Here is a 12968-nt window from a genome sequence, read left to right as displayed (position 1 = left end):
ATGACCCAGATCCGCGCCCATGCCATCCGTTATGAACTCGACGGGCAGGCCTTCGAAGGCCAGTTGGTCTACGACCCCAGCGTGCAGGACCCGCGCCCCGGGTTGGTGATGGCGCCCAACTGGTTCGGCATCACCGAGACCGCCGTGGAGACGGCGCGCCAGGTGGCCGAGGAGCGGCGTGTGGTGCTGGTGGCGGATCTCTATGGCGCCGAGGTGCGGCCGAAGGATGCCGAGGCGGCGGCTGCTGCCATGCAGCCGCTGAAGGAGGATCGCGCCTTGCTGCGCCGCCGCATGCAGGCCGCGTTGCAGGCCCTGCTTGCACAACACGCGGTGGCCATCGATCCCCAGCGCCTGGCGGCCTTCGGCTTCTGCTTCGGCGGCACCTGCGCGCTGGAGTTGGGCCGTGCCGGGGCCGAGCTCAAGGCCTTCGTCTCCTTCCATGGCGCGCTGGACACCTCCGACCCCACCGATGCCCGCCACATCAAGGGTGCCGTGCTGGTGCTGGACGGCGCCTCCGACCCGCTGGTGCCGCGCACGCAACTGCCGGCCTTCGCCGAGGAAATGAGCGCCGCCGGGGTTGACTGGCAGTTGCTCAGCTACGGCGGGGCGGTGCATTCCTTCACCGACCCCGAAGCGGATCGCCCCGGCGTCGCGCAGTACAACCCGAAGGTGGCACGGCGGGCCTTCGCCGCCATGGACGCATTGCTGGATGAAGTCTTCCTGTAGCGGCCAGCCGGCGCTTGGCAAGGGAATGGGATGATGGCATTTTGCCGGAGTCCCGCCCCCTGATTGCGCCTGCCGGCATTTGACCGGATGGGCAAGAGGGCATTGACTCCAGACATGCCAGTCGCTGCCCCGAGACCCATCCGATGTTCGATCTCTCCCGGTTTTTCTTCGACCACGACCAGCCCACGCTGCTGGTCTTCGGCAGTCACGACCCCTGGCTGGTGCTGTTGTCGGTCTGCATCGCCATCTTCACCTCCGCCATGGCCCTGCAACTGGCCGGCATGGCTCGCCTCAGCCGCGTCCCGCTGTACCGCCAACTGGCCCTCGTCACGGGGGCTGTGGCCCTGGGGGGCGGTGTCTGGGCCATGCACTTCATCGGCATGTTGGCCTTCCAGTTGTGTGCAGCCGTGCGCTACGACCCCGGCCTGACCGTGCTCTCGATGCTGCCCAGCCTGTTCGCCTCCTGGATTGCGCTCAACCTGCTGGCACGTCGCCGGGTGTCGCTGGTGCAGTTCGCCACCGGCGGCGTGCTGGTGGGGGCCGGAATCGGCGCCATGCACTACAGCGGCATGGCCGCCATGCAGTTGGCGCCGCTGCTGCGCTACGACCCGCTGATGTTCGGGCTGTCGATCCTGGTTGCGGTGGTGTTGGCGATCATCGCCCTGTGGGTGCGCTTCGGCCTGCGGGGGCGTGTTGGCGGCGTTTGGGCCATCCTGCTCAGTGGCACGGTGATGGGGCTGGCCATCAGCGGCATGCACTACACCGGTATGGCGGCGGCACGCTTCACCGGCGTCGAGGAGTTCAGCATCCCGCGCCCTGTGGTCGGGGCGGCCTACCTGGCGATGGCGGTGGCCATGGCCACCGTGGCCTTCAGCCTGTTGGTGGCAGCGGTCAACGGCCTGCTGCGCTACCGCGAGCTGTACCGTGAGCTGGAGTCCGGCCGCGACCACCTCAATTCGCTGCTGGATGCCGCCTTCGAGGTGATCTTCACCATCGATCACCAGGGCATCATCCGTTCCGTCAACAATGCCGTCTCCGGCCTGTACGGCTGGCGGCCGGACGAGCTGATCGGGCAGCACATGGGCCTGCTCATGCCCGAGCGGCATACCCGCCAGTTCACCGAGGCACTGGATCAGTACCGCCGTACCGGCCTCTCCCGGCTCTCCGGTAGCGAGTTGGAGCTGTCGGGTATCACCCGTGACGGACGCGAGATCCCCGTCCGCGTCAGCCTCGGCGTGACCCAGCGCGACGGTAATCCCTGGTTCGTGGTGTTCGTCGCCGACATCAGTGAGCGCAAGGCCATGGAACAGGCCCTGCGCGACAGCGAGCAGCAATACCGGTCGTTGATCCGCAACATTCCCGGTGTCTCTTTCCGCTGCCTGATGGACGAGCGTTGCAGCACCCGCTTTGTCAGCGATGCCGTGCGCCGCGTCACCGGCTGGCCGGCGGAGACCTTCATGAGTGGCGAGCGCTCGCTGATCGAGTTGTGCCACCCGGACGACCGCGAGCGGGTGCTGGACGAGGTGAACGACGCCGCCCGCCTGGGACGCAGCTACGTGGTGGAGTACCGCCTGTTCGACCGTGACGGCCATGAGCACTGGGTGTGGGAGAGCGGTAGCGTCGACCTCGACGACCAGGGCGTCCCGCGCTGGGTGGATGGCGTGCTGCTGGACCAGACCGAGACCAAACTGCGCAATGCCGAGTACGAAGGCAAGGTCACCTCCATCAGCAAGGCCATGGCGTTGATCGAGTTCGACCTCACTGGCCAGGTGCTGGAGGTGAACGAGAATTTCCTCGACCTGTTCGGCTACACCCGCGAGGAGCTGATCGGCCAGCACCACCGCATCTTCTGCGATGCAGCCCTGGTGGCCAGCGAGCGCTATCGCCTGTTCTGGGAGGACCTGCGCCAGGGTCACTTCCGCTCCGGGGAGTACCGCCGCCTCGGCAAGGACGGCCGCGACGTGTGGATTCAGGCCACCTACAACCCGATCCTCGATGCCGACGGCCGCCCCTTCAAGATCCTCAAGCTGGCCACCGACCTGACCCCGCGGCGGATGATGGAGCAGGACCTGCGCAACGCCCGCGACCGCGCCGAGCAGGCCGCCGCCGCCCGCAGCAGCTTCCTGGCCAACATGAGCCACGAGATCCGCACACCGATGAACGCCATCATCGGCTTCACCGAACTGCTGCTGGACACGCCCCTGGACGAGACCCAGCGCCGTCACCTGCGCACCGTGCAGCATTCCTCCCGCTCCCTGCTGGGGTTGCTCAACGACATCCTCGATACCGCCAAGCTCGACCGGGGCGCCATCGAGCTGGAGGACATCGATTTCTCCCTGCGCGAACTCTGCGAGCAGGTCTGTGACTCCCAGCGCCTGGGCGCCGAGCGCAAGGGCCTGAGCCTGGAACTGGACTATGCCGCGCACCTGGGCGACTACTTCCGCGGCGACCCGCTGCGCCTGCAGCAAGTGATCACCAACCTGCTGGGCAATGCCGTCAAGTTCACCGAGCGCGGCCGCGTGCGCCTGGTGGTGGACGGCACCCCAGGTGCCCTGCGCCTGGCCATTCATGACACCGGCATCGGCATCGCCGCCGACCGACTGGAGAAGATCTTCGACCCCTTCGCCCAGGCTGACGCCTCCATGAGCCGGCGTTTTGGCGGCACCGGGCTGGGCACCACCATCTCCCGCCAACTGGTGGAGCTGATGGGCGGGCGCATCCGTGTCGAGAGCCGGGAAGGCGCGGGCAGTGTGTTCACCGTCGAAGTGCCGCTGGCCGCCGGCGAGCGCGCTCATGTCAATGCGTTGCGTCAGAGTTCGCCCACCTTGCCGCCGCTGCGCATCCTGGCAGCGGACGACGTGGCGCAGAACCTGGAGCTGCTCACCCTCAACCTCGAACGCCTGGGGCACAGCGTGCACGGCGTGGAAGACGGCGCGGCCGCGGTCGCCGCTTTCGGCGAGCGGGCTTTCGACCTGGTCCTGATGGACGTGCAGATGCCCGGCATGGACGGCCTGGAGGCCAGTCGCGCGATTCGTCAGCAGGAGCAGGCTGCCGGACGGCGCCCTGTGCCGATCATCGCCCTCACCGCCAGCGTGCTCGACCGCGACCGGCAGAACGCCCTGGACGCCGGCATGAACGGTTTTGCCGGCAAGCCCCTGGAGATGGCCGAGCTGCTCTGCGAAATGGGCCGGCTGCTGGGGGGGGAGGCCGGGGAGGGCAGCGCCGGTCCCGCGAAGGGCCTGTCACAGGCGGACCCGGACAGGCTGTTCGACTGGGTCCGGGGCCAGCACCTTTGGGGCGGTGCCGTGCAGATGGCCACCGCCATCGTGCGCTTCCTCGACGAGCAGGAGCGCCTCCTCGAGCACCTGCGCGAGGCGGCGCGGCAGGGTGACTTCACTGACGTGGTGGTCAATGCACACCGTCTGCGCGGCGCTGCCGCCAACCTCGGGCTGGACGAGATGGCCGCCTGCGCCGCCGAGCTGGAGCACGCTGGCAGCGGCGGCCAGCCGCAGGCCCTGGCGGCGCTGCTGCAACAACTGGCGGCTATCATGATCCGTGTCCGTGCGGCGGTCCCGGTGTTCCCGGAGCAGGCCGAGGCGGCGTCCGCGCCGGTCCCGCGGGAGGCCCTGCTGGAGGCCAGTCGCCGTCTGGCTGCCGAGCTGGCCCGTGGTGGGTTGGACGACGACGCCCACGCCCTGTTGCGCCATGGGCTGGAGGGGCAGGCCGCCCAGGCGCGCCTGCAGGCGCTGCAACATGCCATTGACGATTTCGACTTCGACCAGGCCCTCCAGCAGCTCACCGAGCTGCAGGCGTGGCTGGAGACAGGAGAGCTATCCCCATCATGAGCCCGACTTCGCCGGACCCGCGCCAGTGCCTGCTGCTGGTGGATGACGAGCCCACCAACCTGCAGGTGCTGCGCCACATTCTCCAGGACGACTACCGCCTGCTGTTCGCCAAGGACGGGCCCAAGGCCCTGGAACTGGCCGGCCGCGAGCGGCCCGCCCTGGTCCTGCTGGACGTGATGATGCCGGGCATGACCGGCCATGAGGTGTGCCAGCAGCTCAAGAACGACCCAGCCACCTGCGAGATCCCGGTGATCTTCGTCACCGCCCTGGCCGATACCGAGGACGAGGCCAAGGGCTTCGAGGTCGGCGCCGTCGACTACATCACCAAGCCGGTCAGCCCGGCCATCGTCAAGGCGCGGGTGCGCACCCACCTGTCCCTGGTGCGCCTGGACGAGCTCAAGCGCACCCGCCTGGAGATCGTCCAGCGGCTCGGCCTCGCCGCCGAGTACAAGGACAACGAGACCGGCCTGCACGTCATCCGCATGAGCCACTACTCGCGCATCCTCGCCCGCGCCCTGGGCTGGAGCGATGCCGATTGCGACGACCTGCTCAACGCCGCGCCGATGCACGACGTGGGCAAGATCGGCATCCCCGACGCTGTGTTGCGCAAGCCCGGCAAGCTGGATGCGGACGAGTGGGCGGTGATGCGCCAGCACGTCAGCATCGGCGCCACCATCATCGGCGAGCACCCTTCCGGGTTGCTGCGCATGGCCCAGCGCATCGCCCTGACCCACCACGAGAAGTGGGACGGCAGTGGCTACCCCAACGGCCTGGCGGGCGAAGACATCCCCATCGAGGGCCGCATCGTCGCCATTGCCGACGTATTCGACGCCCTCACCAGCGAGCGCCCCTACAAGCTGGCCTGGCCGGTGGAGGAGGCGGTGGCCTTCCTCCGCGAGCAGAGCGGCCAGCACTTCGACCCCGACCTGGTGGAGCTGTTCATCCAGCAACTGCCCGCCGTGCTGGAGGTCAAGGCGCGCTGGGCCGAAGAAGGGCACATGGCGTAACCGCGCCCCAGGGGGCCTCAGCCCACCATCGTCTTCACACCAAAGCAATGCCTCAGCTCCGGGAAGCGCCCCTGGCGCACATCCTCGGCATAGGCCGCCAGGGCCTGCTCGATGCTCGGCGCCAGCGCCGCATAGCGCTTGATGAAGCGCGGCTGGTAGTCACCGAACAGGCCCAGCGCATCCTCGGTCACCAGCACCTGGCCGTCGCAGGCCGGTGACGCGCCGATACCGATGGTGGGGATCGCCAGTTCCTCGCTCAATTGCCGGGCCAGGGGCTCGGCGATGCCCTCCAGCACCACCGCGAAGGCACCGGCTGCCTGCATCGCCAGGGCATCGCGGCGCACCCGCTCGGCGCCGGCCGCATCCAGCCCCTGGGCCTTGAAGCCGCCCAGCACGTTCACCTGCTGCGGCATCAGCCCCACATGGGCCAGCACCGGCACGCCGCGCTGCACCAGGAAGGCCACCGTTTCGGCCAGTGCCTCGCCGGCCTCCAGCTTCACCGCGGCCGCCCCGGTTTCCTGCAGCACCCGCGCCGCAGCGTGGAAGGCCTGCTCCGGGCTGGCCTGGTAGCTGCCGAAGGGCAGGTCGACCGCCACGCAGGCCCGTTCCGAGCCGCGCATCACCGCCTGGCCGTGGGCGATCATCATCTCCAGGCTCACCCCCAGCGTGCTGGGCAGGCCGTAGAGCACCATGCCCAGCGAGTCGCCGACGATGATCAGGTCCGCCTGGGCGTCCACCCAGCGCGCCATCGGCGTGCTGTAGGCGGTCAGCGACACGATGCTGCCGGGGCCCTTGCGCCGGGCGAGTTCGGGGACGCTGATGCGGGAAATGCGGGTGTGGCTGCTCATGACGGACTCCGGGGTAGGGCAATGGAAACGCGAGGCAGGCTACCATCGGCCTTTCGCTTCCCACTTGAGCAGAAGAGACAGCCCATGCCGCACCGGGGACAAGATGCCGTGATCCCGCCGATCCCCACCTGCGCGCGCCTGCCGCGCCCGGTGTACCCGCGCATGTTCGACATTCCTGGGGGCCACCCCATCGCCCTGCACAGCCACCCCTGGGTGCAGTTCACCTACGCCCGCTCCGGGCTCATGCAGGTGCTGACCGAAGACCACAGCTACCTGGTGCCGCCACAGTGCGCCCTGTGGGTCCCGCCGGGCCTGGCCCACACCGCCTCCAGCGAAGGCACCCTGGAGTTCCGCAGCCTCTACCTGGACGCCAGCATCCTCGATGGCTTCCAGCGGCCCTGTGCCGTGCTGCAGGTCACCCCGTTGCTGCGGGAGCTGATGGAGCGCGCTGCCGGTTTCGCCCCGGACTACCCCGAGGACGGCGTCGAAGCGCGCCTGCTGCGGGTGCTGGTGGACGAGATCCGCGCCTTGCCCGAGGCCCCCTTCAAGCTGCCGCTGCCCACCGACCCGCGCCTCAGGCGCATCACCGACAGCCTGCGCGCCGACCCCGGCGACGGGCGTGGCATCGAGGCCTGGGCCCAGGAGGTGGGCGCCACCCGCCGTACCCTCGCACGGCTGTTTCAGGCCCAGACGCGACTCTCCTTCAGCGAATGGCGGCAACGTCTGCGTCTGCTCGCCGCACTGCCGCGCCTGGCCGAAGGCGTCAGCGTCACCGCGCTGGCGGGCGAGCTGGGCTACGACTCCACCTCCGCTTTCATCGCCCTGTTCCAGCGCCATTACGGCTGCACCCCGGGCGCCTGGGCCAAGCGCCTGGGCGGGGCCGCCTGACCGACGCGGGAGGCCGCCCGACCGGCGCGCCTCCCCCCGCCTGACCTGGCCGTCGCCCCTGCACGCGACGGTGACCGATGCTGCCGATTTGGGTTAACGCACCCGGGGGGATCTCCCTAGGATCGAACCTGCCTGTGATTGCACAACAACAAGCTCCATCCGGTTCCCGGACAACCTCACATCGGCTGCCTCATACAACAAGGTCAAGAAAATGAGCGTATCTATGTTGGTCAACGGCTCCTCATCCAACGAGCTGAGGCGCGGCGCACTGGGCGTCGGCTTCATCATCTTCTTCGTGGTCTCCGCCGCCAGCCCGCTGAGCGTCATCGCCGGCGGCTTTCCCATCGGCATCATGCTGGGCAACGGCCCGGGCACGCCGGCGCTGCTGGTCCTGGCGCTGTTGGTGCTGCTGGCGTTCTCGGTCGGCTACACCACCATGTCCCGCCATGTGACCAACGCCGGCGGCTTCTATGCCTTCTCCTCCCGGGGGCTTGGCGGGCTGGCGGGTGGTGCCGCCGGCGTCCTCGCCATGTGTGCCTACAACATCCTCCAGGTGGGGCTCTACGGCATGTTCGGCGGCGTCGCGGCCGGCACCCTGTCCAGCGTCTTCGGGCTGGACCTGCCCTGGTGGGCGTACTCGCTGCTGGCCATGCTCAGCATCGCGATCCTCGGCTACCGCAACATCGACCTCTCGGCACGGCTGCTGTCGGTCATCGTCATTGCCGAGTACCTGGCGATCCTCACCCTCGACGTGGCGATCCTGCGCAGCGGCGGCGACAGCGGCATCAACTTCGCCTCCTTCGAGCCGTCCCATGTCCTCAGCGGCGCGCCCGCCATCGGCCTGCTGTTCTGCTTCGCCGCCTTCATCGGCTTCGAGGCCACCACCATCTACGGCGAAGAGGCCAAGGACCCGCAGCGCACCATCCCCATCGCCACCTACGCTTCCGTCCTGCTGATCGGCTGCTTCTATGCGCTGTCCATCTGGTCCCTGGTGATCGGCGTCGGGGTCGACAAGATCGTTCCGACCCTGCTGGCCCTGCCGGACCCGACCACCTTCATCTACGGCATGTCCGACCACTTCGTCGGGCCGGGCCTGACCTCACTGATCCGCGTGCTGTTCATGGTCAGCATCTATGCCGGCCTGCTGGCCTTCCACAACGCCGCCGCCCGCTACTTCTTCGCCATCGGCCGCGACGGCCTGCTGCCGCGCCAGCTCGGCACCACCCACCGGCTGCACCAGAGCCCGCACATGGGGTCGGCCCTGCAGAGCCTGATCGCGGCAGTGGTGGTGCTGGTCTTCGCTGCCCTGGGGGCCGACCCGATCCTGCAGCTGTTCGCCTGGTTCTCCAGCCTCGCCACCCTCTGCCTGGTGCTGCTGATGGCACTGACCTCGGCGGCGCTGCTGGTGTACTTCAGCCGCCACCCCGAGCTGCGCCTGGGCATCCTGCGCAGCCGCATCCTCCCGGGCTTCTCCTGCATTGCCCTGCTGGGGGTGCTGGGCATCGCGGTGCTGCACTTCGACGTGCTCACCGGCTCCAGCAAGCTCCTGTCCTACGGGCTGTGTGCGGTGATCCCGGTAGCGCTGTTGCTCGGCGTCGCCATGGCTGCGCGGCTGCGCAAGCGCTCCCCCGAGCGTTTCAACGCCCTGGGCAGCCACACGCTGTAGCGGCGCCTTTCCCAACGCAAACCCTGTGGCCGCCGGCCCAAGCGGTGGCAAGTTAATGGAGGACGGTCATGCACGACTATCGAATGCTCATCGACGGCGCCTGGGTAGCAGGCGAAAACGGTCACTTCGGGGTGATCAACCCCGCCACCGGGCGTGCCTTCGCGCAGTGTCCCGCCGGCTCCCTGGACCAGGTCGACCAGGCCGTGCACGCGGCCCAGGTGGCCTTCCGCCAATGGCGGGCCAGCAGCCACGCCATCCGCTGCACGGCCCTGCAGCGCATCGCCGACGACATCGAGGCCGAAGCCGAGGCCCTGGCCACCCTGGTGGTGCAGGAGCAGGGCAAGCCCTTCGCCCTGGCGATGTCGGAGATCATGGGCGGCGCCGCCTGGACCCGCTACAGCGCCGAGAGCGAGATCCCCGTGCGGCTGGTGGAGGACACCCCCACCCAGCGCATCGAGCTGCACCACAAGCCGCTGGGCGTGGTGGCCTCCATCACCCCCTGGAACTGGCCGTTCATGATCGCCGTGTGGCACATCATGCCCGCCCTGCGTGCCGGCAACTGCGTGGTCAGCAAACCCTCCAGCCTCACGCCCCTGAGCACCCTCAAGCTGGTGGAAATCATCGCCCGCCACGTGCCCCGGGGCGTGATCAACATCGTCACCGGCGAGCGCGGCTTCGGCGGCGCCATCGCCAGCCACCCGGGCATCCGCAAGATCGTCTTCACCGGCTCCACCGCCACCGGCCAGAGCGTGATGCGTGCCGCCGCCGGCAACCTCAAGCGGCTGACCCTGGAGCTGGGCGGCAATGATGCCGGCATCGTCCTGCCCGGCACGCCGGTGGAGCCGGTGGCCGAGGCCATCTTCCAGGCCGCCTTCCTCAACATGGGGCAGACCTGCGCCGCGCTGAAGCGCCTCTACATCCATGAGTCCCAGTACCAGGCGTTCTCCCAGGCCCTGGTCGAACTGGCCGGGCGCCAGGTGATCGGCGACGGCCTGGAAGCCGAGGTCACCTTTGGCCCGGTGCAGAACGCCGAGCAACTGGCGCTGGTGGAGAACCTGGTGGCCGATGCCCAGGCCCGGGGCGGCCGCGTGCTGTGTGGCGGCGCACGGCTGGAGCGGGAGGGCTTCTTCTACCCGCCGACCCTGGTTGCCGACGTCACCGACGGCCAGCGCCTGGTGGACGAGGAGCAGTTCGGCCCCGTGCTGCCGCTGATCGCCTACCGCGATGTCGAGGACGTCCTGGCCCGCGCCAACGCCAGCGACATGGGCCTGGGCGGTTCCGTCTGGGGCGCCGATGCCGGTGAGGCTCAGGCACTCGCCCAGCGCCTGGAAAGCGGCGTGGCCTGGGTCAACTGCCACGCCCAGATCCAGCCCAACACCCCCTTCGGCGGCTGCAAGCTTTCCGGCTTCGGCGTCGAGTTCGGATTGGAGGGCCTGCTGGAGTTCACCACCCAGCAGTTGCTCTACGTACGCAAGCAAGAAAGCCAGTGAGGAGCCGCACCATGTACGAGCGTTACAAGACCGCCGAGAAGAAGTTCTGGCACCCCATGAGTGCCTCCGCCGCTGCCCATCGCGGCAAGACCCTGGTCATCGCCCGGGGGGATGGCAACCACATCACCGACATCGACGGCAACCGCCTGCTGGATGGCGTCGGCGGGCTGTGGAACGTCAACGTCGGGCATAACCGTGCCGAAGTGAAGGCCGCCATCGCCGCGCAACTGGACGAACTGGCCTACTACCAGACCTTCGACGGCATCGCCCACCCCCGGGTCTTCGACCTGGCCGACCGGCTCACCGCGATGTTCGCCCAGGAGCGCATGACCCGGGTGCTGTTCAACTCCGGCGGCTCGGACGCCGTGGAAACCGCCCTGAAGATGGCCCGCCAGTACTGGATCGCCGCCGGCCAGCCCGGTCGCACGCGCTTCCTGTCGCTGCGCAACGGCTACCACGGCGTGCATATCGGTGGCACCTCGGTGGGGGGCAACGGCGTGTACCACCATAACCACGGCCCGCTGCTGGGCGGCTGCCACCTGCTGGACACCCCCTGGCTCTACCGCAACCCCTGGGACTGCCGCGACCCGGAGCAACTGGTGGAGTACTGCATCCGCCAGCTCGACGAGCAGATCGCCCTGCTCGGTGCCCAGAGCATCGCCGCCTTCATCGCCGAGCCGGTGCAGGGCGCCGGTGGCGTGATCGTGCCGCCGGCCACCTACTGGAAGCGCCTGCGCGAGGTCTGCGACCGCCATGAAATCCTGCTGATCGCCGACGAGGTGGTCACCGGCTTCGGCCGCTCCGGCTGCATGCTCGGCAGCCGTGGCTGGGGCGTCGCCCCCGACATCCTCTGCCTGGCCAAGGGCATCTCCGCCGGCTACATCCCCCTGGGCGCCACGCTGTTCAACCAGCGCATCAGCGACGCCATCGAGCACGGCCACGGCTTCAGCAACGTGGTCATGCACGGCTACACCTACAGCGGGCACCCCACCGCCTGCGCCGCCGCCCTGGCGGTGCTGGACATCGTCGAAGCCGAGGACCTGCCCGGCAACGCCGCACGGGTCGGGGCCGCGCTCATCGAGCAACTGCTGCCCCTGGCCGAACGCTACGACGTGGTGGGCGAGGTGCGTGGCAAGGGGCTGATGATCGCCCTCGACCTGGTGGCCGACAAACGCACCCGGCAACCCCTGGACCCGGCTGCCGAGCACGCCGCCCGCATTGCCGAGAGCGCCCGTGCCGAAGGCGTGCTGGTACGCCCGGTGGGCAACAAGATCATCCTCTCGCCGCCGCTGACCCTGACCCTGGACGAAGCCGGCACCCTCGCGGCCGCGCTCGACGCAGCGCTCGCCCAGAACCGCTGACCACGCGGCCCCGCCCGCGCGGCCAGCGCCGCGCGGGCCTTCCTCTGCCCAGAAGACCGACAACAACCTCCCAGCGCGGATGAGGAGCATCAGTCATGCAGCAACGAAAAACTGACAAGGCCATCACCGGCGGGTTCATCCTGGCCCTGGGGCTCGGCGGCCAGGCCAGCGCCCATGAGCCCTACGCCGACGACGACACCCACCTGAACGCGGATGTCCTCGCCGTGTTCAGCTGGATGAACAGCCGCAAGAACTACGACGGCACGCTGGGCGACTTCCGCACCCTGCACGACCGCCGGAGCCTCGACCTGGACGCCCGCGAACTGGACCTCTACGTCGAATGGGCGGCCACCGAGCGCCTGATCATCACGCCGCTGATCGTCCTCTACCAGCCGTACAAAAGCGCCCGCAACGGCGGCAACCAGGTGGGCGGCAATGGCACCCATGTCTACAGCCAACTGGTGGTGGCGGTGCCATTCTAGGGCGGTGGGAGTAGAGGCTGCCGGCCGCCACTGGAACCAAGCAGAACGGCAGGGTGAAGGCTATGCAATGGCCAGTGGAAGGTCTTGTGGCTCGCCTCTAGCGATAACTCCGGGGACATTGTTCGGGGTCTATACGTTCAGAGCTTTCGAGCAGGACAAAGGTGTCCATCACTGCGGAGAAAGGCAGATCGATCAACCCAAGCGGAATACCAAACCCTCGCATGGCCTTGATCGCCTCCCAGCTGGTCATCGCATGAATGTCCAGTAGCACACCTTGATAAGGACAGTACGGGCCGTTGGCGATTTCTGCGGCAAAGGTGCCGCAGCCTGAGCAAAGGCTGAATACAAGTGTTAGGGAAAGCCGACGTATCTTCATTTGAAAAGGGCTCACCTGTTTTGGATTAAGGCTCAATAGGTGCTCCAAGGTTCTGGTGCGGACAGGTTCTGGTGTTCCGGATGCCCGCCTGTTTCTCCAGGGCGCGGGCGCGCTGGAACCAGCGTTCGCCTTCGGCATCCAGCGGTGGGTTGTGGTCTTTTTCGTAGGCGAAAGCGGGGGTAGGCTTCCACCCCAAGGGCCCATGCAGCGAGAGCGACAATCAGGCCACTCATGAACCGGCGCCACATGAAACCCAAGGTGCGAGTGCTCATCCTTCTG

General features: G+C 68.3%; 9 protein-coding genes and 1 pseudogene. 8 read left to right on the top strand and 2 right to left on the bottom strand.

Annotation, left to right across the window (positions count from 1 at the left end):
- The 3 genes from A7D27_RS18115 to A7D27_RS18105 all read left to right on the top strand — a co-directional run bounded on the left by A7D27_RS18115 (position 1) and on the right by A7D27_RS18105 (position 5578).
- Positions 1-726 carry a dienelactone hydrolase family protein gene (locus A7D27_RS18115; protein ID WP_069561222.1) on the top strand — a complete coding sequence of 242 codons (726 nt, stop codon included), beginning with the start codon at positions 1-3 and terminating at the stop codon, positions 724-726.
- A 143-nt stretch (positions 727-869) separates the two neighbouring features.
- Entirely contained in the window at positions 870-4571 is a 3702-nt protein-coding gene (locus A7D27_RS18110; protein WP_069565646.1) for a PAS domain S-box protein, read from the top strand.
- A complete protein-coding gene (locus A7D27_RS18105; RefSeq protein ID WP_069565645.1) occupies positions 4568-5578 on the top strand; it encodes a two-component system response regulator in 1011 nt (336 codons plus the stop codon). The genes A7D27_RS18110 and A7D27_RS18105 overlap by 4 nt, the downstream gene beginning before the upstream one ends.
- Before the next feature lie 17 nt (positions 5579-5595).
- On the opposite strand, the gene panB is transcribed toward A7D27_RS18105, so the two are convergent.
- A complete protein-coding gene (gene panB / locus A7D27_RS18100) occupies positions 5596-6426 on the bottom strand; it encodes a 3-methyl-2-oxobutanoate hydroxymethyltransferase (protein WP_069561219.1) in 831 nt (276 codons plus the stop codon).
- Between the two features lie 84 nt (positions 6427-6510).
- Here panB and A7D27_RS18095 point away from each other — a divergent pair, with 84 nt between their 5' ends.
- The 5 genes and pseudogenes from A7D27_RS18095 to A7D27_RS27330 all read left to right on the top strand — a co-directional run.
- Positions 6511-7314 (top strand): helix-turn-helix domain-containing protein, encoded by an 804-nt coding sequence (locus A7D27_RS18095; protein WP_069561218.1) that lies wholly within the window; start codon positions 6511-6513, stop codon positions 7312-7314.
- Positions 7315-7525: 211 nt separating this feature from the next.
- Positions 7526-8980, top strand: a complete 1455-nt coding sequence (locus tag A7D27_RS18090; RefSeq protein WP_069561217.1) for an APC family permease — start codon at positions 7526-7528, stop codon at positions 8978-8980.
- 68 nt (positions 8981-9048) lie between these two features.
- Entirely contained in the window at positions 9049-10470 is a 1422-nt protein-coding gene (locus A7D27_RS18085; RefSeq protein WP_069561216.1) for an aldehyde dehydrogenase family protein, read from the top strand.
- A gap of 11 nt (positions 10471-10481) precedes the next feature.
- Entirely contained in the window at positions 10482-11831 is a 1350-nt protein-coding gene (locus A7D27_RS18080; RefSeq protein WP_069561215.1) for an aminotransferase class III-fold pyridoxal phosphate-dependent enzyme, read from the top strand.
- Positions 11832-12121: 290 nt separating this feature from the next.
- A pseudogene (locus A7D27_RS27330) lies at positions 12122-12313 on the top strand (hypothetical protein); the annotation flags it as partial.
- A 97-nt stretch (positions 12314-12410) separates the two neighbouring features.
- Here the strand turns inward: A7D27_RS27330 and A7D27_RS28520 are convergent.
- Positions 12411-12968 (bottom strand): YceK/YidQ family lipoprotein (locus A7D27_RS28520; RefSeq protein WP_218188491.1); only part of this gene is annotated, 558 nt, incomplete at its 5' end.

It is taken from the genome of Pseudomonas sp. 1D4 (assembly GCF_001728925.1).
GTDB classification, from domain to species: domain Bacteria; phylum Pseudomonadota; class Gammaproteobacteria; order Pseudomonadales; family Pseudomonadaceae; genus Metapseudomonas; species Metapseudomonas otitidis.
Note: the sequence above shows the minus strand (reverse complement) of the source record. Positions and strands in the feature narration are given on the sequence as shown.